Here is a 19566-nt window from a genome sequence, read left to right as displayed (position 1 = left end):
CCGACCCGCGCGGTGAAGTGGCCCTGCCCGCGAAAAAGCCGATCCTGAGTCTGCGCCATCGATCTTGACGCGAACTGATGGGTCATCAGTCGGTGCATTTCGATTCCATTGACTTCTCTTTCCCCCACCCCGTCAATGACGGCCACCGAGTGAAGCCGAGTGAAGCCGAGTGAAGGGGGAAGCGCATGGCGTCCCTGCCATCCACACCACGAAGACGCCGCTGGGCGGCGCTACTGGGGGTGAGCGCGCTCGTGGCCACCGGCGGCGGGCTCCTCGCGCCCTCCGCCGGGGCGCAGGTCAAGGCGGCCCAGGCGGTCGACTTCCCGACCCACTGCGTACCACCGCCGATATCCGGCATCCCGCCCATCGACGGCACGACCAGCGCCGAGATCACCGTCGACAACGCCGCACCCAAGGTGGGCGACACGGTCACCGTCACCTACACGGTCACCGAGCCCGCCGCCGGCAACCCCGTCGACCTGGCCCTGCCCGCCGACATCATGACCCCGACCGGCAAGGTGACCCTCGGGGGAGCGCAGCCCGGCAGCGTCACCGTCGCCGGCCCGAAGAAGAACCCGCCCGTCCCCGGCAAGGCACCGTTCCCGGCGTTCTCCATGACCGGCACCTTCACGGTCACCGCGCCCGGCTCGATCACCCTCTCGCCGGGCGACTACAACATCCACACCAGCTACATCATGGAGCTGGACACCCCCTGCACGGTGACGAACCCGCCCGCGCCCGTCTCGCAGACGATCGTCGCCACCGAACAGCCCGGCGCCAACGAACGGTCCGTCCAGCTCGGCACCGCCTCCGGCAAGCCGGGCGACCAGGTGACCGTCACCGGTGCGAAGTTCACCCCCCTCTCGGACGTCACCGTCGCCGGCCGCGCCGGCGCGGCCGAGACCGCGGACAAGGTGACCGTGAAGGCGAGCGCGGCGGGCACCTTCACCGCCCGGCTCACGGTCGCCGACAAGGCCACCACCGGAGTCGTCGCCTACGAGGGCACCGCGTGGAGCGACGACAAGGGCGCGGGCCCCGCGGCGTACACCGTCGTCGACGACACCCCCGTACCCGCGAACAGCCAGAAGCTCACCACGGCCGTCGCGGCCGGCACCCTGTCCATGACCCAGGCCGGTGACGCGGTCCAGCTGACCTCCGTCGACTTCGGCAAGGGCGGCGCCGCCACCGGCGACCTCCACGCGGTGACCGTCAAGGACTTCCGCGGCGGCCCCGCGGGCTGGTCCCTGACCGGCAAGGTCACCGACTTCACCGGTCCCGGCGGGAAGATCGACGCCGGCCGGCTGAGCTGGACCCCGGCCTGCACCACCAAGGCCGGCAGCCCCAGCAGCTGCGCGGCGGGTTCCGCGGGCGCCGTCGGCACCGCCGGCGCCACCCTGGCGTCCACCCCCGACGGGGCGCTCACCGGCGGTGAGTTCACCGCGGGCGCGAAGGTGACGCTGGACGTGCCGGCGTTCACCGCACCCGGCGCCTACTCCGGCGTGCTGACCCTCACCCTCACCTGACACCCACGGCGGGCCGGGCGCGCACCCGGTCGGCCCGCCCCGATCCGGGGGATCCGCGCCCGTGCGAAGACCGCCCGCACCCCTCCCGCCGCTGCCCGCGCCGCTCGCGACGCTCCTCGTCCCCTTCCTCGCGCTGGCGGCACTGCTGTGCGCCGTCCCGTCCGCGCACGCCGCCGACAACGGCGAGTGGTCCGTGGAGCCCACGGCCTCAGGCCCCGGCCGCCGACCGTACTTCTACCTCTCCGCCGACCCCGGCACGACGCTCACCGACAGCGTCACCGTGACCAACAAGACCGCCGCCCCGCTGACGTTCCTGCTGTACGGGGCCGACGCCTACAACACCGAACGGGACGGCGGCTTCGCCGTGCGCACCCGCGAGGAGAGGCAGCGCGGCGTCGGCGCCTGGGCGAAGCCGGACCGGGCCCGGGTGACCGTGCCCGCCCGCTCCGCCGTCACCGTCCCGTACACCCTCACCGTCCCCGAGGACGCGGAGCCCGGCGACCACCCCGGCGCGCTGGTCGCCCTCGACGAACGCGTCGCCGCCGGGTCGGGGGGAGCGGTGGCCGTCGGTGTCCAGCGGGCGGTCGGCGCCCGCGTCTACCTGCGGGTGAACGGACCGGCCATGCCCGCGCTCTCCGTCGAGGACGTCCGCTACGCGCCGGACAAACCCCTCGTGCCGGGCACCGGCGACAGCAGTGCCCTGGTCTCGTACACCCTGCACAACCGAGGCAACGTCACCCTCGCCCCGAAGGTCGCCCTCCGCGCCGAGGGTCTCTTCGGCCGCACCCTGCTGGCCCGGGACCTGGGCGGCGTCCCCGGCGAACTGCTGCCCCGGCAGCGGATCCGGCTCACCACGAGCTGGGCCGGCGCCCCGCAGCTCGACTGGGGCGAGGTGACCCTCACGGCGAGCGCGCGCGACGCCCGCGGATCCGGAGCGGCGTCCTTCCTCGCCGTCCCCTGGCTGGTGGTGGCCGTACCGTTCGCGGCCGGTGCCGGTGCCGGGGCGCTGGTGTGGGTCCGGGCACGACGCCGGGCGGCACGCGCAGGCTGAGCGCCCCGGCCGCGAACCGCCGGGCCCGTCATGTCGACGCCGGCCCCGGCACGCCGACCTGTTCGTCGTGCCGGGAGCCGTGCGCGCCCGCTCGGCGAGGCCGCGCGTCCGCACGGCGACGCCCCGCACGCGCGGGACGTCCGGACCGGCGCAGGGCGGGTCGGTCACGGGTCCGTCACACCGGGTCCCGGACCCGACGCGGCGCCGGGCGTCCGTGCCCGCCCGCGGCGGCACCTGGTACGTGACCGCCCCGAGGATCGGGGAGAATGGCCCGCATGAGCGTTCACACCCCCCGGTCCGAGGCCCCGCACCGCGCCGGCTTCGCCTGCTTCGTCGGCCGCCCCAACGCGGGCAAGTCCACCCTCACGAACGCTCTGGTGGGCCAGAAGGTGGCCATCACCTCCAACCGGCCGCAGACCACCCGTCACACCGTCCGCGGCATCGTCCACCGCCCCGACCTGAACGCCCAGCTCGTGCTCGTGGACACCCCCGGCCTGCACAAGCCGCGCACCCTGCTCGGCGAGCGGCTCAACGACGTCGTACGCACCACCTGGGCCGAGGTCGACGTGATCGGCTTCTGCCTCCCGGCCGACCAGAAGCTCGGCCCCGGCGACCGCTTCATCGCCAAGGAACTGGCCGGGATCAAGAAGACCCCCAAGGTCGCGATCGTGACCAAGACCGACCTGGTCGACTCCAAGACCCTGGCCGAGCAGCTCCTCGCCGTCGACCGCCTCGGCAGCGAGCTCGGCATCGAGTGGGCGGAGATCGTCCCGGTGTCGGCCGTCGGCGACAAGCAGGTCAACCTGCTCGGGGACCTCCTCGTCCCGCTGCTTCCGGAGAGCCCTCCGCTCTACCCGGAGGGCGACCTCACGGACGAGCCGGAGCAGGTCATGGTCGCCGAGCTGATCCGGGAGGCGGCGCTGGAAGGCGTACGCGACGAGTTGCCCCACTCGATCGCGGTCGTGGTCGAGGAGATGCTGCCGCGCGAGGGACGCCCGGCGGACCGGCCGCTCCTCGACATCCACGCCAACGTCTACATCGAGCGCCCCAGCCAGAAGGGCATCATCATCGGCCCCAAGGGCAGCCGCCTGAAGGAGGTCGGCACCAAGTCCCGCAAACACATCGAGGCGCTGCTCGGTACCCCCGTCTTCCTCGATCTGCACGTGAAGGTCGCGAAGGACTGGCAGCGGGACCCGAAGCAGCTGCGCAGGCTGGGCTTCTGACGGCTCCGGCCGATCCGGCCGGCCCCGACCCGCCTCCGGTCGCACCGTCCCGCGCGCCGGCCCTCAGGAGCACGCCTGCCCGGCACCGGCCCCCGGGGCGCGGCGAAGCCCCTTCCCCGGCGGGCCCGGGGGCCTCAGGAACCTTCCTTCAGCACCCGGGTGATCAGCTTCCGCTGAGCCTCGGTCAGCCTGGGGTCGGCGCAGTACACCGTGGTCCCGTCCACCGTGAGCTGGTACTGGAAGCCGTCCGGCACCCCCACCGGCGGGGTGTCCCGGCCGTCGCCCATCGCCTGCTCGGCCAGGGCGTGCCAGTCCTGGGCGTCGGGTCGCCCGGCGGTGTCGACCTCGGAGACCCGCTCGATGCCGGCGAACCCGCCGGTGCGTCGTACGTGGATGCGCATGGTCCCTGTCTAGTACGGATCACGGTCAGTTGGCAGGCACACCGACCCGGGACCATGCCTTCACCACGGCCTCGCGCTCCTCGCCCCGGCCGTAGCGCGCAGTGGCGGCCTCGACGGTCTCGCTCGCGAAGTCGGCGAACGACGCGTCGACCCGCAGCCTCCCCGAGGTCATCGTGTCGTACCAGATCTGCCCCGCCCGCTCCCACGCCTTGCCGCCCAGCTGGGTCGCGAGCAGGTAGAAGGCGTGGTTGGGGATGCCCGAGTTGATGTGGACGCCGCCGTTGTCCCGGCCCGTGCGGACGTAGTCGGCCATCGTCGCCGGCTGGGGGTCCTTGCCGAGCACATCGTCGTCGTACGCCGTGCCCGGCGCCTTCATCGACCGCAGCGCAACCCCGCTGACCTGCGGCGCGAGCAGCCCGGCACCGATGAGCCAGTCGGCCCGGTCCGCGCTCTGGTCGAGCGTGCGCTGCTTCACCAGGGAGCCGAAGACGTCCGACACCGACTCGTTCAGCGCGCCGGGCTGGCCGAAGTAGGTGAAGTTCGCCGAGTACTGGGTGAAGCCGTGCGCCAGTTCGTGGGCGATGACGTCGACCGGACCGGTGAAGTCGAGGAAGATCTCGCCGTCACCGTCGCCGAACACCATCCGCTCGCCGTTCCAGAAGGCGTTTCCGTACTTCTCGTCGTAGTGGACGGTCGCGTCGAGGGGCAGGCCCGCGCCGTCGATCGAGTCGTGCCCGTAGGCCGTCAGAAGCAGGTCGAACGTCGCGCCGAGGCCGGCGTAGGCGCGGTTGACGGTGGCGTCCTGGACGGGCTCGTCGCCCTCGGAGCGCACCTTCGTGCCGGGCAGCGCGGTCCCGTTCCCGGCGTCGTACAGGGTGCGCTGCGGGCCGGGGACGACCTCCTGGGGCGGGGCCGGGGCGCCGGTGAGGGTGGTCAGCCGGCGCCCCGTGCGGTGCGCGGCGTCCGCGACGAGGGTGCGACGGGCCGCGGCGGCGACGGCCGGATCACCGGCGCGCGCGAGCTTGTCGAGGAGGTGCGGCGGCACGATGCCGCAGAAGACAGGCGTGAAGGAGTCCATGTCTGGCAATGTGGCACTGCGCCATCCGACTGTCACTGGATGCGACGACGATTAGTGAAATGGAGTGATCTGTCACATTTGCCCGTTACTGATCGGTCGTCCCGCATACTGAAACGGGACCGGCGCCCGCGCCGAAGCTCGGCTAGGCTCGTCCGCATCATGCGTTTCGGGCTGCTTCTTCTTAGCCGCCGCGGCGAGGGCCTGTAGTCGTAGGCCGACCCCCTCCCCGCGGAGTCTGGTGCTGCGTTGACAGTCGGCCTCCCCCACCGCCCCCAGGGCGTGGGAGGACACCCAGCCCGCAGGACCCCGAGGAGCCCGACGCAATGTCACAGTCGCAGTGGAGCGGCCGCCCCACGCCGATCACCAACACCACGCACACCCAGAAGCCCTCCGGCATGCCGATCCACAAGTACGGCCGGTACGAGGCCGTCGACATCCCGGACCGCACCTGGCCCGAGAAGCGGATCACCAAGGCCCCGCGCTGGCTGTCCACAGATCTGCGGGACGGCAACCAGGCGCTGATCGACCCGATGTCGCCGGCCCGCAAGCGCGAGATGTTCGACCTGCTGGTCCGCCTCGGCTACAAGGAGATCGAGGTCGGCTTCCCCTCGTCCGGCGAGACCGACTTCGCCTTCGTGCGCTCGATCATCGAAGAGGGCGCGATCCCGGACGACGTGACGATCTCCGTCCTGACCCAGGCCCGCGAGGACCTGATCGAACGCACCGTCGAGTCGATCGTCGGCGCCAGGCGCGCCACCGTCCACCTGTACAACGCGACGGCGCCGACGTTCCGCCGCGTCGTCTTCCGCGGTTCCAAGGACGAGATCAAGCAGATCGCCGTCGACGGCACCCGGCTGGTGATGGAGTACGCCGAGAAGCTGCTGGGCGACGAGACCGTCTTCGGCTACCAGTACAGCCCGGAGATCTTCACCGACACCGAACTGGACTTCGCCCTGGAGGTCTGCGAGGCGGTCTGCGACGTCTGGCAGCCCGGCCCCGGCCGCGAGATCATCCTGAACCTGCCCGCCACCGTGGAGCGTTCGACGCCCTCCACCCACGCGGACCGCTTCGAGTGGATGTCCCGCCACCTGACCCGCCGCGAGCACGTCTGCCTGTCGGTACACCCGCACAACGACCGCGGCACCGCCGTGGCCGCCGCCGAGCTGGCGATCATGGCGGGCGCCGACCGCATCGAGGGCTGCCTGTTCGGCCAGGGCGAGCGCACCGGCAACGTCGACCTGGTGACCCTGGGCATGAACCTCTTCTCCCAGGGCGTCGACCCGCAGATCGACTTCTCGCAGATCGACGAGATCCGTCGCACCAGCGAGTACTGCAACCAGATGCAGATCCACCCGCGCCACCCCTACGCGGGCGACCTCGTCTACACCGCCTTCTCCGGCTCCCACCAGGACGCCATCAAGAAGGGCTTCGACGCCATGGAGGCCGACGCGGCCGCCCGCGGCGTGACGACCGACGACATCGAGTGGGCCGTCCCGTACCTGCCGATCGACCCGAAGGACGTGGGCCGCTCCTACGAGGCGGTCATCCGCGTCAACTCGCAGTCCGGCAAGGGCGGAATCGCCTACGTCCTGAAGAACGACCACAAGCTGGACCTGCCGCGCCGGATGCAGATCGAGTTCTCCCGCATCATTCAGGCCAAGACCGACGCCGAGGGCGGCGAGGTCACGCCGAAGGAGATCTGGTCCGTCTTCCAGGACGAGTACCTGCCCAACCCCGTCGACCCGTGGGGTCGCGTCCAGCTGCGTTCCGGCCAGTCCACCTCGGACACCGACGGCACCGACACCCTGACGGTGGAGGCGGTCGTGGACGGCGCCGACGCCGTGCTGACCGGCAGCGGCAACGGCCCCATCTCCGCGTTCGTCGACGCCCTGAACGGGATCGGCGTCGACGCGCGCGTCCTGGACTACCAGGAGCACACGATGAGCGAGGGCGCGTCCGCGCAGGCCGCCTCCTACATCGAATGCGCCATCGACGGAAAGGTCCTGTGGGGCATCGGCATCGACGCCAACACCACCCGCGCCTCCCTGAAGGCGGTCGTGTCGGCCGTCAACCGCGCCTCCCGCTGACACCCGCCGTCACCCGCGGCCACGGACCCCGCCCCGGTACAGGGGCGGGGTTCGGCCATGTCCGGGCGATGTGACGCCCGGGTGCTGACGCGGCATCCGCCATGTGGCTAACATCACGTCAACGCGGCAATGTTGCCGAAGGGTCACGGAGGTGCGACGTGCTGCCAGCCCGCGGACAGAGCGGCCGGAAACCGCACATCCACGGTCATCGTGGTCTTCGTGTCTTCGGGGTGCGCACGTCGTGGAGCACCGTCGGCGACGGCGAGTTCTTCTGCCCCGAATGCGGAGGCGACCGCAACTACCGCCGCCGCACCGGCCGCCGCCGCTTCACCGTCCTCGGCGTCCCCGTCCTCCCGCGCGGCCAGGCCGGACCGGTCGTCGAATGCGCCGCCTGCCACGGCCACTTCGGCACCGAGGCACTGGACCACCCCACCACCGGCCGCTTCTCCGCGATGCTCCGCGACGCCGTGCACACGGTCGCGCTCGCCGTCCTCGCCGCCGGCGGCACCTCCTCCCGCACGGTCCGCCGGACCGCGGTCGCCACCGTCCGCGCCGCCGGTATCAGCGACTGCACCGAGGACCAGTTGACGGCCATGGTGGAGGCGCTCGCCGCCGACACCGGACGCTTCATCACCGACGCCGGACCCTGCGGAGCCGCCCTCGCCATCGAACTCCACGAGGCGCTGGAACCGCTCACCCCGCATCTCGCCCCGGCCGGGCGCGAATCGATCCTGCTGCACGGCGCCGGGATCGCCCTCGCCGACGGGCCCTACATCCCCGCGGAACACGACGTGCTGACCACGGTCGGTAACGCGCTGCAACTGTGCGCCGACGACACGGCTCGCCTGCTCGCCGCGGCACGCACCCCGTCCCCGTAGGCGGAGCGGCAGGGCGGGCGCCGCGCGGACGGCGTGATGCCGCAGCCGGCCCGGGGCCCGTCGCTCCCCGAGGTGGGCCGGCCGACGCGGTGGCCGGCCCGCGACGACGCGCCCTGGCAGGACGGCACGCGCCGCGCGCCGGGTGCGGCGGCGTGCGCGTCACCCGCCGCGCCGGCGCCCCGCGTGCGCCTCACCTGATCACAGGCCTCACGCGTACGACGGGCATGACGCGCGCCGGGCGGCCTCGACGCCCCGGCGGCCCCCGTGTCGAGGCTCCCCCCGTACTCCCCGGGGAGCGGCCGCGCCCGACGGGGCCCACCCGGGAGGTGACGCCCGGCTCGATCCCCAGCCGGACGTTTCGCCCGCCTCCCGCCGGGAGTCCGGATCCGTCCAGACCACCTCGCCGGAGGGGCCCGAGACGGGGTCCCGTTCACCACGAAAGCCGCGGCACCGGCCGTCGCCCGGCCGCCGGGCCCCGGTCCGCGCTGTCCCGCGGGTTTCTCGCCCTCGTCGCACGCGGTCACAACGGCGCCGGGATCGCCGAGACCCCGGGCCTCAGCCCGCTCGCGGCGAAGACGCACGTCGGCCGGATCACGGGGCGGCCCGGCGCCCGGGGGCCGGGCCCGACTCGTCATCCTCGCCCACGAGTCGGGCCCGGTGGTGCCCGGCGGCACCCGCGCGCCGGCGCGGGCCCGGAACCGATCGGGCCGTTCCGCCATCCTGAACAGTGATCGCCGTGGCGGGAGGACCACCGGCACGGCAGGCGGGACACCGCGGACCGAGGGCGGACGGAGACGCCCGGGGACAGTCAGGGGGACTCGGCTCCGAAGGGCACGTCGGCGACGGCGGCGTGGGTACCGGCAAGCCCGGCAGAGGACGCCGCGGACGCGGACGGGCCCGGCAGGCAGGGACCACCGACCGCGCACGCTCCCGCAGCCACGGAACAGCGCGGGCACACGCTCGCAGCGACGGACGGATCGGGCCCCGGAGCAGGCGGAGGCGTCGGGCCCGCCCGGACGCCGCGGACCGGCGGCCGCGTCTCCGCCGCACACGCACCGCGAAGGCGCCGCGGCCTTACCCGGGCCGGGGCGCCCCAGAGAGAGGGAAGCACGGCCTTGGAATCGTCACGAGCACACCGGACCCGTCGCACACTGCTGGCCGTCGGCGCCGCACTGGCCGCGGGGCTGCCGTCGAGCGCGGCGGCGACCCCGCCGCGCCGCGGCGGCGAGCCGCCCGCCGGCAACGGCCCGGGCGGCACGCCCCGGCCGGACGCGATCTCCCGCAGCCTGAGCGAGCTCGAGCGGAAGCACACCGCCCGGCTCGGCGTCTTCGCCCGCAACATGAGGACGGGCCGGACCGTCGCCCACCGCGCAGGTGAACTGTTCCCCATGTGCTCGGTGTTCAAGACCCTCGCCGTCGCGGCCGTCCTCAGGGACCTCGACCGCAAGGGCGAGTTCCTCGCCGAGCGCATCCGCTACACCGAGAAGGACACCGAGGAGTCGGGCTACGCCGTCATCACCGGCCGGGAGGAGAACCTCGCCCGCGGCATGACCGTGGCCGAGCTCTGCGACGCCGCCGTCCGCTACAGCGACAACGCCGCGGCCAACCTCCTGCTGCGCGAACTCGGCGGCCCCACCGCCGTCACCCGCTTCTGCCGCTCCGTCGGCGACGGCGTCACCCGGCTCGACCGCTGGGAGCCCCGTCTGAACTCGGCCGAGCCCTGGCGCGTGGAGGACACCACCGACCCGCGCCACATCGCACGGACCTACACCCGGCTCGTCCTCGGCGACGCGCTCTCCCGCCCGGACCGGCAGCGGCTCACCGGCTGGCTGCTGAACAACACCACCAGCAAGGAACGCTTCCGCGCCGGACTTCCCGACGACTGGACCCTCGCGGACAAGACCGGCGGCGGCAAGTACGGCACCAACAACGACGTAGGCGTCGCCTGGACCCCCGACGGCACCCCCGTCGTCCTTGCCGTCCTGACGACCCGGCAGCAACCCGACGACGCCGCGGACAACCGGCTCGTCGCCCGGACCGCCGAACTGCTCGCCGACGCGCTCGGCTGAGCTCCCCGGGGCGGCGTACCCTCGCAACCGTTCTTCGAAATCCCCTTCCCGATCGGGCACATCGGGAAGGGGAGCGGGCCAGAATGTGACGAACGCGTACGGCGTGGGCACGGACCAGGGCGCCGGGAACCGGGACGGGGGGACCGTGCTGCGCACTCATGCGACTGCCGTGCTGGTCACGGGATCGGCACTGCTGTCGGTGCCGCTCGCCCTCGCCCTGCACACCGCGGCCTGCGGCACCCTTCCCCCGGTCCTCCCCCCGGTACTCGCCCCGCTCCTCTGGCCGCTCGCCGCCGCCGTGGCGGCGGGCGCCGCGCACACCGCGGTCCGCCGCGCGCGCACCCGGCGAAGCCCCGCCGTACCGCCGCCCCCCGCCCCCGTCCCGCCGCCGGACCCGGCGGAACTGCCCGTCGCAGCCGACCACTTCACCGGTCGGACCGTCGAGACGGACGCGGTGCTGCGCATGGTCCGCGCCGGCCACCGCGCCATCGCCGTGACCGGCGCGCCCGGCACCGGCAAGTCCGCGCTCGCCGTCCGGCTCGCCCATGAACTGCGGCCTCTCTTCCCCGACGGACGGCTGTACGCCGACCTCGGCGGCGGCCGCGGCGAACCTCCCGCCCCCTCCGCGGTACTGGCCGGGCTGCTCGCCGCCCTGGGCGCCCCGGCCGAGGAGCGGTCGGGCACGGGCGCCGCCCTGGCCGCCCGCTTCCGCAGCCGCACCGCGGGCCGGCGGATCCTGCTGCTCCTCGACGACGCGGCGGACGCCGCCCAGGCCCGCGCGCTGCTGCCGGCCGGCGAGCACTGCCTGACCCTGATCACCAGCCGCGACGCGCTCCGGGACCTGCCCGAGGCCGCTCCCGTTCCGCTCGGCCCGCTCACCGAGCCCGACGCACTCGCCCTCCTCTCAGCCGTCGCCGGGCCCGGCCGCGCCACGGCCGAGCCCGACCACGCGCGGTCCGCCGTCCACTCCTGCGGACTGCTGCCGCTCGCCGTCCGTCTCGCGGCCGGCGGGCAGCGCTCCCGCCCCACCGGGCAGATACCGGTTCTCGCGGGCCGTCTCGCCGCCGAGCGCGACCGTCTCCACCATCTGCGCACGGAGGACCTCGCGGTCCGCGCGGCCTTCGAGGCCGCCTACGCCGCACTCGGCGCCGGCGATCGTGCGCTGCTGCGCGTCCTCGGCGCCTGCCCCGCGGCCCGGGTGACCGTACGGATCGCCGCCGCGGCGGCGGCCGACGACCCGGCAGGTGCCCGAAGCGGCCTCGACCGGCTCGTCGACGCCCAACTCGCCCGGCCCGCGGGCCCCGACGCCTACGGGCTGCACGACCTGGTCCGTCTGCTCGCCGCCGAACGCCTCGACCAGGAGACGGCCCCCGCCGACCGTCGGGCGGTCCTCGAGCGGATCCTCACCGCCTACACCGAGGACGCCTCCGCCCACGGCGGCGGGGCATGGGGCGCCCCGGAACAGCACGCCATCCCCCACCTCGTCCGCACCGCCGTACGTGAGGGACTGCACCGCCATGCCCACGCCCTCGCCCTGGCCGCCGACCCCTGGCTCGAGGGGCGGCCCGGGCAGTCCCCGCGCGTCGCCATGTGGGCCGCCGTCCTCGACGCGGCCCGCCGCTCCGGCGAACAGGGCTGGACGGCGCACGCCATGCGCGGTCTCGGCTCCGCGTACGCGCACCAAGGGCAGTTCGACCGGGCCGTGGACCATCTGGGCATGGCCGCAACCCTCCAGCGGCATGCCGGCGCCCGCGCCGAACAGACCGCCACCCGACGGCTGCTGGGCACCGTCCTGCGCGGCGCCGGCCGGTACGAGGAGGCCCTGCGGGAGCTGTACGCCGCGCTGGAGGGCTGCCGGGCGGCGAACGACACCGCGGGCGAGGCGGAGGTCCTGCTCGGCCTCGGCGTCCTCCACCTGGACCGGCGCCGCCCCGACGAGGCGATCGACTGCCTGGAGCGGGCGCTGCCCGTGCTCGCCCGGCGCACCGGCGACCCGGCCGGCCCCGCCGAGGCCCGGCGCCATCTCGGCACGGCCTACGCCCAGGCCGGGGGTTTCGTCCCCGCCGAACGCCATCTGCGCTCCGCCCTCGCCCTCTACCGCCGCGACGGCCTCCCGGCGGAGGAGGGTTGGACCCTGTGCGAGCTGGGGCGTCTGGAGGAGCGGCGCGGCTCCTACGGCGAGGGCGTGGAGCTGCACCGCGCCGCGCTGGCCGCCTTCGAACGCGCGGGCCTCGGCGCGGGGATGGCGGCGGCCGCGGAGGCTGTGGGCGACAACCTGCTCGTACAGGGGGACCAGTTGGGCGCGGACGAGCAGTACCGCAGGGCCGCGGCCGTCCACCGATTGCTGGGTGACCACGTTCGCGAGGCCGAGGTCCGCCGCAAACTCGGCGGCTGAGCACGGTGGTTGGGGCCCGTGTGGACACCGCGCAGGTGCGACGGGGAAGCAGGCCGGGCAGGGGAGGTCCGCCCGGCCTGCTTCCCCGTCACACCGTGTGCATCGTCCAAGGGTCAACATCCCTTTGCCGCAGAGGTGTTGGGTGCAGCGGGATTGTGCGGGCGGCGCGTGCGCATGCCATGATTCCCCCCGCTGTTACTCGCTGGTAAGTGCGGGTCGCGGCAACCACCCCCCTCACCGTTCCACCGCCGGAGGACACCCCCGTGCGCCATGCCGCCAGGAGACTCCTGGTCCCCACGCTGACCGCCCTCGCGCTTGCCGCGAGCGGATGCTCGGCCGCCCCCGACAGCTCCGACCGGCCCGGGACCGGGCCCACCCCCGCCGCGACCGCCGCGGCGGCGGACGGAACCGAACAGCTCGACGTCGAAGCCGCCCCCCGCGGCGAGGCCGCCCCGACCGCTGTCGCCCGCCGCACCACCGAGGGCACCACCGCCGCTGCCAAGAGCACGCTGAAGGTCGCCGCCTACGACAAGCGCACCCGGCGCGCCGTCATAGCCGCCCCGCCCGCCGAACCGAACCCGCCCGGCTCCGGCAGTCCGACGGCCCCCACCACCGGCCCCACCGCGGACGCCCCCGTCAAGACCGGCGACGTCATCGCCAGCGCCCCGGCCCCCGGCGCCCCCGACGGCCTCCTCGCCGAGGTCACCGAGGTCCTCGGCACCACCGACCAGGGCACCGAGGTCCGCACCGCGCCCACCACCCTCAGCACCCTCCTCGCCGACGACAAGGCGGACGGACAGGTCCCCGTCGACCCCTCCACCGTCGACGTCGAACCCCTCGTCGAGGGGGTCAAGGTCTCCTGGGCCCGCACCGGAGGCGCCACCTTCGGCCCCAGCGGCAGCAAGCTGCCCCTCGGCAGCCTCCGCCTCGACGTCGGCGCAGCCCTGGCCACCGCCGACGACGCCCCCGTCTCCGCCGCCGCCTCCCTCTCCGGCTTCGTGCAGCTCTCACCGCAGGTCGAGTTCTCCTACGACGGCAGCGCCAACGGCCAGGCCGGACGTCCCGCGCCCGGCTCCGCGTTCCTCGGCATGACCGGCGACTGGACCGCCCAGTGGGCCGTCAAGGGCCGCGCCTCCGCCAAGGCCACCCAGCGCATCCCGTTCGCCAAGCTCCATGCCGACCCGGTGATCCAGGTCGGCCCCGTTCCCGTCGTCGTCAACCTCGACCTCACCTGCTACCTCCAGGTCGAGGCCGACGGCCGCATCACCCTCGACGTGCAGCAGGACGTACGCGGTGACTTCCGCGTCGGAGGCAGCTACGCCCCCGGCGACGGCTGGACCCCGGTCAGCGCCTCCGACGTCAGGAGCACACCCGTCCGCACTACCGTCACCGCCGCGGGCCAGGCCAGGGCGACCCTCGGCGCCGAGGCGTCCGTCGGCCTGTACGGCATGGTCGGCCTCACCGCCGACTTCGCCCCCTACCTGCGCGCCGAGGCCCAGGCCCGCGCCGACGCCGCCACGGACGGCACCGCGTCGGTCACCGGCACATGGGCGCTCCACGGCGGCTTCGGCCTGAGCGGACACCTCCAGCTCCAGCTGGCGGTCTTCGGCACGCCGATCCTCCAGCACCGGATCCCGCTGGGCAGCCTCCACCGCGAATGGCCGCTCGCGAGCGGCAAGGGCGCCCTCGCGGCCTGACCCGCACCGGATCCACGGTCCCGGGCCGCCCGGCCCGGGACCGAACCGCCCTCCGCCCGACCTTTCCGGTGCAGCGGTCCGCTTTTCGGGCCGCGCCGAATCCGCTGGGGAAAACCGGCGTCCGCGGAGTTCCGCCGGTCCGCGCCCGGGCCGTCCTTCCGGGACCTGCGATCAGCCCGTTCGCCTGGCCTTCGCCGGCCCGCGGGCGCACATTCCCGACGCCCCGTACCTGCCCCTGAGCCGACCCGCCAGCTTTATTCCGCAGCCCCGATTCCGGGCCGGAGAAACCCCTTGCGGCCTGCCGTTCTCCGGCCCTCCACCCATACCTGCGTCGGCCATGGATTAACTCCTTTGTGGTTCCGTGCAGTTACGGCGCGCGTTCGTCTGCCGATTCCGGCTCCGTGTCCTCACACTCGGGATGGGAAAGAGGACACTCGGGGAAGAGGAAAGGCACCGGGATGCAGGAGGAAAGGAGCACCGTGGCGGAAACCATGGCGGAAAGGGAACGCCCCCGCGACACCGAAGCGGCAGCGGTGGAACCGCGGGGCGCGCTCGCCCGCGTCGGAGTGCCACGGCCGTCGCCCGGCGTCGACCCCCCGTCCCGCACCGGAGAAGAGCGCGGTGTCCTCGTCGGGCCCGGGCACCGCAGTGCCGGGACCGCGCTGCCGGCGGAGGAGGCGGGCCGATGACGTCACCGCCGCCCGTGGGGGCGTACGCCGTCGACACCAGCACCGGCCGCGTAGGGCGAATCCTCGACACCACCGGACCGCACGTCCGCCTCGCACCGGTCGGCTGTGGACGCGAATGGGCCTGCGCCCCCGACGACCTGCGCATCGCCACCCCCGCGGAACGCCTCAGCGCCGCGACCGCCTACGCGAACGCCCGCAGCCGCGGCGAGGTGCCGTAGCCCGCGCGCGCCCGACGGCGCCCGGGCGCAACGGCGTTCCTCACCCCCGCAGGGAAAGCCCCCACGGCCCCGCGCCTGCCCGTACCGGCCCCCGCGCAGGCCCGTCGCGGCCCGTCCGGCACCGCCCTTCCCGGCTCCGGCATCACCCTCCGCCGCGCCCGGACGCCCGCGGGCGGCGCGTATCTTACGGACAAGGGTCCGTTTCCGGCCTGCTGTTGGCATATTCCGTCGTTACTCCTCCACGACCCCCTCACGGTGGGTAGCCTCCTCGTCACATGTCGGCCGTGCGATCAGTCCGTTCGCGCCGGACCGGCATCCGACAGCACGCACTGATGAGGAGTGAGCGCAGCGATGGCCAATGTGGAGACCTCCCTGAAAGAGTCCATGACGTCGATAGAGGGGGCGCTGGGGGTGGCGCTCGTGGACTACACCAGCGGGATGGCTCTGGGCACCCTGGGCGGCGGCAAGGACCTCGACCTGGCGGTGGCGGCGGCCGGCAACACGGACGTGATCCGCGCCAAGGCCCGCACCATGGAGCACCTCGGGCTCACCGACGACATCGACGACATCCTGATCACGCTCGGTACCCAGTACCACCTGATCCGGCTGCTCAAGGGCCGCGGAGGCAACGGCCTCTTCCTCTACCTCGTCCTCGACAAGGGCAATGCCAACCTGGCCATGGCCCGCCACCAACTGCGGCGCATCGAGGCGGATCTCGAGCTGTAGAGCCGTGACGGTCCCCACGTCTCCGGCTGCCCACGAATTGAAAATTTCTTCAATTCGCCAGATCCCGATGGGATCAACCCCCTGGGAGGCGGGCAGCCGGAGACGGGAGGATCGGACCGTAGTCGTCGAGTCACCGGGAGCGATCACATGCAGGTACCGCTGTACCAGGCCAAGGCGGAGTTCTTCCGCATGCTCGGGCACCCCGTCCGCATCCGGGTGCTGGAGCTCCTGCAGAACGGTCCGGTACCGGTGCGCGACCTGCTCACCGCGATCGAGATCGAACCGTCCAACCTCTCCCAGCAACTGGCCGTGCTGCGCCGCTCCGGCATCGTCGTGTCGATACGCGACGGCTCCACCGTCAGCTACGCCCTCGCCGGCGGCGACGTCGCGGAACTGCTCCGCGCCGCCCGCCGCATCCTCACCGAACTCCTCGTCGGACAGAACGAACTCCTCGAGGAGCTCCGCCAGGCCGACGTGTGAGGCGGCCCCGGGGCGGCCCGGGACCGCCCCCGGCATCAACCCACGGGACGGACCAGCCGAACCCGCCCCGGAGCCGCCCGGCCGGTGCGAGAGAATGGCCCCATGACCTTGTTCCGCGACGACGGCATCGTGCTGCGCACCCAGAAGCTGGGCGAAGCGGACCGCATCATCACGATCCTCACCCGCGGACACGGGCGGGTCCGGGCCGTCGCCCGCGGAGTACGCCGCACCAAATCGAAGTTCGGCGCCCGCCTCGAACCGTTCTCGCACGTCGACGTGCAGTTCTTCGCCCGCGGCGGCGACCTCGTCGGCCGCGGCCTCCCGCTGTGCACCCAGAGCGAGACGATCGCCCCGTACGGCAGCGGCATCGTCACCGACTACGCCCGCTACACCTCGGGCACCGCCATGCTGGAGACCGCGGAACGGTTCACCGACCACGAGGGCGAACCGTCCGTCCAGCAGTACCTGCTGCTCGTCGGCGGGCTCCGCACCCTCGCCCGCGGCGAGCACCCGCCGCACCTCGTCCTCGACGCGTTCCTGCTGCGCTCCCTCGCCGTCAACGGCTACGCGCCGTCGTTCTCCGACTGCGCGAAATGCGGCATGCCCGGGCCGAACCGGTTCTTCTCCGTCGCCGCCGGCGGGGTCATCTGCGCCGACTGCCGTGTCCCCGGCAGCGTCGTACCCTCTGCTGAGGCGATCGGCCTGCTCGGCGCGCTGCTGACCGGGGACTGGGCCACGGCGGAGGCGTGCGAGGAACGCCACGTCAGGGAGGGCAGCGGACTGGTGTCCGCCTATCTGCACTGGCACCTGGAGCGCGGCCTGCGCTCGCTGCGGTACGTAGAGAAGCACGTCGAGAAGAAGTGAGTGTGACCCCCATGGCACGACGCGGAATCCTGGGACGTTCCCGCCGCGAGTACAAGGCCCCCGAGCCGCACCCGTCCGGAGCGCAACCGCCGAGGATCCCCGGCGAACTCGTGCCGGACCACGTCGCCGTCGTCATGGACGGCAACGGGCGCTGGGCCAAGGAACGCGGACTGCCGCGCACCGAGGGGCACAAGGTCGGCGAGGGCGTGGTCCTCGACGTACTCAAGGGCTGCCTGGAGATGGGCGTCAAGAACCTCTCCCTCTACGCCTTCTCCACCGAGAACTGGAAGCGCTCCCCGGAGGAGGTGCGCTTCCTGATGAACTTCAACCGGGACGTGATCCGCCGGCGCCGCGACGAGATGGACGAACTCGGCATCCGCATCCGCTGGGTCGGCCGGATGCCCAAGATGTGGAAGTCCGTCGTCCAGGAACTCCAGATCGCCCAGGAGCAGACCAAGGGCAACGACGCCATGACGCTGTACTTCTGCGTCAACTACGGCGGGCGCGCCGAGATCGCCGACGCCGCCAAGAAGATCGCCGAGGACGTCGCCGCCGGCCGGCTCGACCCCGCCAAGGTCAACGAGAAGACCTTCCAGAAGTACCTGTACTACCCGGACATGCCGGACGTCGACCTCTTCCTGCGCCCCAGCGGCGAGCAGCGCACCTCCAACTACCTGATCTGGCAGAGCAGTTACGCCGAGATGGTCTTCCAGGACGTGCTGTGGCCCGACTTCGACCGCCGCGACCTGTGGCGGGCCTGCCTGGAGTACGCCCAGCGCGACCGCCGCTTCGGCGGCGCCGTCCCGAACGAGGAACTCGCCCGCATCGAGAAGGAACTCGACAAGTCGTAGCCAGCCCACACCGCACGAGGACACACACGGCCGCACGAACGCGGCCGTACGGCCCCACGGCAAGCGGAACGAGCGGGAAGCCGCACGCAACGGCCTCCGGGAAGCCGCACGCAACGGCCTCACGGCGAAGGGCCCGCACGGGGCCCCCTTGGGTTCTAGGCGTCGTTGCAACACCCCAGTTCAGGGGATGCAATGGGCTTCAAGATCCGGGACCGGTCCGTCATCCAGGGGCGCCGTCCCTTGTCCGAGGAACGGCGCCTCTACCTTCAGCTCATGCAGCATGGTGTGAGCAACGCGGAGGCATGCCGGGTCGTCGGCATCAACCCGAAGACCGGCAGGCGGTGGCGCAACGGCCGTGCCCCGTCCGGTGGGCATGTCGGGGCGCCACCGATCACCACGGTGGCGCCCCCGCCCGGCCCTTCCCGCTACCTGCGTGAGTCCGACCGCATTCACATCGCTGACCGGCTGCGAGAGAAGGCCACGGTCCGGGCGATTGCGGCCGAGCTGGGCCGCAGCCCCTCCACGATCAGCCGGGAGATCCGCCGCAACCGGCACCCGGAGAACGGCCGGTACCGGCCACACGCCGCCCAGGCCCGAGCCGACGCCCGCCGGCCCCGCCCGAAGCTGGGGAAGATCAGCCAGAACCCGCGACTGCGCAGCTTCATCCAGGATCACCTGGACATACGGTGGAGCCCCGAGCAGATCTGCCAGGCTCTACGGGCNCCACGATCAGCCGGGAGATCCGCCGCAACCGGCACCCGGAGAACGGCCGGTACCGGCCACACGCCGCCCAGGCCCGAGCCGACGCCCGCCGGCCCCGCCCGAAGCTGGGGAAGATCAGCCAGAACCCGCGACTGCGCAGCTTCATCCAGGATCACCTGGACATACGGTGGAGCCCCGAGCAGATCTGCCAGGCTCTACGGGCACAGTTCCCCGAGCGGCCGGAGATGCACGTGGCCCACGAGACCGTCTACCAGGCCCTCTACGTCCAAGGACGCGGTGAACTGCGTCGGGAGCTGGCCCGCGCCCTGCGCTCGGGACGGGCAACCCGGCGGCCCCGCCGCCAGGCCCAGCAACGCCGGCCCCGCTTCTCCACCCCGATGGTCATGATCAGCGAACGCCCCGCCGAGGCCGAGGACCGGGCCGTCCCCGGCCACTGGGAAGGCGACCTGATCATCGGCAAGGACAACGGCTCCGCCATCGGAACCCTGGTCGAGCGCGCCACCCGCTACGTGATGCTTGTCCACCTGCCCGACGGCCGCACCGCCGAGCACGTCCGCAACGCCCTCGTGACAACGGTCAAGACGCTGCCCACGCACCTGATGCGCTCGCTGAC

At 73.2% G+C, this 19566-nt stretch carries 16 protein-coding genes and 2 pseudogenes; 16 read left to right on the top strand and 2 right to left on the bottom strand.

From position 1 onward, the window contains the following. The first annotated feature begins 185 nt into the window (after positions 1-185). From QMZ92_RS06975 to era, 3 genes are all read left to right on the top strand, one after another. Positions 186-1523 carry a WxL domain-containing protein gene (locus QMZ92_RS06975; protein ID WP_283296342.1) on the top strand — a complete coding sequence of 446 codons (1338 nt, stop codon included), beginning with the start codon at positions 186-188 and terminating at the stop codon, positions 1521-1523. Between the two features lie 61 nt (positions 1524-1584). Beyond that, on the top strand, positions 1585-2574 hold the full coding sequence (locus tag QMZ92_RS06970) for a WxL protein peptidoglycan domain-containing protein (RefSeq protein WP_283296341.1): 990 nt from the start codon (positions 1585-1587) through the stop codon (positions 2572-2574). A gap of 275 nt (positions 2575-2849) precedes the next feature. After that, the gene (gene era / locus QMZ92_RS06965; protein WP_283296340.1) at positions 2850-3797 is read left to right on the top strand and encodes a GTPase Era; all 948 of its coding nucleotides are present in this window, start codon (positions 2850-2852) and stop codon (positions 3795-3797) included. A 134-nt stretch (positions 3798-3931) separates the two neighbouring features. On the opposite strand, the gene QMZ92_RS06960 is transcribed toward era, so the two are convergent. Together QMZ92_RS06960 and QMZ92_RS06955 are read right to left on the bottom strand one after the other, a co-directional pair. Beyond that, positions 3932-4198: a protealysin inhibitor emfourin gene (locus QMZ92_RS06960; protein ID WP_283296339.1), complete on the bottom strand. Its 267-nt coding sequence runs from the start codon at positions 4196-4198 to the stop codon at positions 3932-3934. A gap of 25 nt (positions 4199-4223) precedes the next feature. Beyond that, positions 4224-5276, bottom strand: coding sequence for a M4 family metallopeptidase (locus tag QMZ92_RS06955; RefSeq protein ID WP_283296338.1), 1053 nt, complete (start codon positions 5274-5276; stop codon positions 4224-4226). A 323-nt stretch (positions 5277-5599) separates the two neighbouring features. On the opposite strand from QMZ92_RS06955, the gene leuA reads away from it, so the two are divergent. The 13 genes and pseudogenes from leuA to QMZ92_RS06890 all read left to right on the top strand — a co-directional run. After that, positions 5600-7363, top strand: a complete 1764-nt coding sequence (gene leuA, locus QMZ92_RS06950) for a 2-isopropylmalate synthase (protein WP_283296337.1) — start codon at positions 5600-5602, stop codon at positions 7361-7363. Between the two features lie 158 nt (positions 7364-7521). Beyond that, entirely contained in the window at positions 7522-8241 is a 720-nt protein-coding gene (locus QMZ92_RS06945; RefSeq protein WP_283296336.1) for a TerB family tellurite resistance protein, read from the top strand. A 1115-nt stretch (positions 8242-9356) separates the two neighbouring features. After that, the gene (gene bla, locus QMZ92_RS06940; protein ID WP_283296335.1) at positions 9357-10310 is read left to right on the top strand and encodes a class A beta-lactamase; all 954 of its coding nucleotides are present in this window, start codon (positions 9357-9359) and stop codon (positions 10308-10310) included. Positions 10311-10395: 85 nt separating this feature from the next. Further along, on the top strand, positions 10396-12705 hold the full coding sequence (locus tag QMZ92_RS06935) for a tetratricopeptide repeat protein (RefSeq protein WP_283296334.1): 2310 nt from the start codon (positions 10396-10398) through the stop codon (positions 12703-12705). A gap of 263 nt (positions 12706-12968) precedes the next feature. Further along, complete coding sequence (locus QMZ92_RS06930) at positions 12969-14402, top strand: hypothetical protein (protein ID WP_283296333.1); 1434 nt, start codon at positions 12969-12971, stop codon at positions 14400-14402. Positions 14403-14881: 479 nt separating this feature from the next. Further along, complete coding sequence (locus QMZ92_RS06925) at positions 14882-15091, top strand: hypothetical protein (RefSeq protein ID WP_283296332.1); 210 nt, start codon at positions 14882-14884, stop codon at positions 15089-15091. After that, on the top strand, positions 15088-15309 hold the full coding sequence (locus QMZ92_RS06920; protein ID WP_283296331.1) for a hypothetical protein: 222 nt from the start codon (positions 15088-15090) through the stop codon (positions 15307-15309). Before QMZ92_RS06925 ends, QMZ92_RS06920 begins: the two co-directional genes overlap by 4 nt. Before the next feature lie 351 nt (positions 15310-15660). After that, positions 15661-16035 carry a hypothetical protein gene (locus QMZ92_RS06915; protein WP_283296330.1) on the top strand — a complete coding sequence of 125 codons (375 nt, stop codon included), beginning with the start codon at positions 15661-15663 and terminating at the stop codon, positions 16033-16035. Positions 16036-16182: 147 nt separating this feature from the next. Then, on the top strand, positions 16183-16515 hold the full coding sequence (locus QMZ92_RS06910) for an ArsR/SmtB family transcription factor (protein ID WP_093656858.1): 333 nt from the start codon (positions 16183-16185) through the stop codon (positions 16513-16515). 102 nt (positions 16516-16617) lie between these two features. Beyond that, positions 16618-17379: a DNA repair protein RecO gene (recO, locus tag QMZ92_RS06905; protein WP_283296329.1), complete on the top strand. Its 762-nt coding sequence runs from the start codon at positions 16618-16620 to the stop codon at positions 17377-17379. An 11-nt stretch (positions 17380-17390) separates the two neighbouring features. Then, complete coding sequence (locus QMZ92_RS06900) at positions 17391-18230, top strand: isoprenyl transferase (protein ID WP_283296328.1); 840 nt, start codon at positions 17391-17393, stop codon at positions 18228-18230. Between the two features lie 192 nt (positions 18231-18422). Continuing rightward, a pseudogene (locus QMZ92_RS06895) lies at positions 18423-18752 on the top strand (helix-turn-helix domain-containing protein); the annotation flags it as partial. A 188-nt stretch (positions 18753-18940) separates the two neighbouring features. Then, a pseudogene (locus QMZ92_RS06890) lies at positions 18941-19566 on the top strand (IS30 family transposase); the annotation flags it as partial.

The organism is Streptomyces sp. HNM0645, from assembly GCF_030056615.1.
Lineage (GTDB): Bacteria > Actinomycetota > Actinomycetes > Streptomycetales > Streptomycetaceae > Streptomyces > Streptomyces marianii.
This window is presented reverse-complemented; position numbering and strand designations above follow the sequence as displayed.

Coding starts and splice junctions, on each gene's coding strand:
- QMZ92_RS06975 (WP_283296342.1), top strand. CDS start 186: ATGGCGTCCCTGCCATCCACACCACGAAGACGCCGCTGGGCGGCGCTA.
- era (WP_283296340.1), top strand. CDS start 2,850: ATGAGCGTTCACACCCCCCGGTCCGAGGCCCCGCACCGCGCCGGCTTC.
- QMZ92_RS06960 (WP_283296339.1), bottom strand. CDS start 4,198: ATGCGCATCCACGTACGACGCACCGGCGGGTTCGCCGGCATCGAGCGG.
- QMZ92_RS06955 (WP_283296338.1), bottom strand. CDS start 5,276: ATGGACTCCTTCACGCCTGTCTTCTGCGGCATCGTGCCGCCGCACCTC.
- leuA (WP_283296337.1), top strand. CDS start 5,600: ATGTCACAGTCGCAGTGGAGCGGCCGCCCCACGCCGATCACCAACACC.
- QMZ92_RS06920 (WP_283296331.1), top strand. CDS start 15,088: ATGACGTCACCGCCGCCCGTGGGGGCGTACGCCGTCGACACCAGCACC.
- QMZ92_RS06915 (WP_283296330.1), top strand. CDS start 15,661: ATGGCCAATGTGGAGACCTCCCTGAAAGAGTCCATGACGTCGATAGAG.
- QMZ92_RS06910 (WP_093656858.1), top strand. CDS start 16,183: ATGCAGGTACCGCTGTACCAGGCCAAGGCGGAGTTCTTCCGCATGCTC.
- recO (WP_283296329.1), top strand. CDS start 16,618: ATGACCTTGTTCCGCGACGACGGCATCGTGCTGCGCACCCAGAAGCTG.
- QMZ92_RS06900 (WP_283296328.1), top strand. CDS start 17,391: ATGGCACGACGCGGAATCCTGGGACGTTCCCGCCGCGAGTACAAGGCC.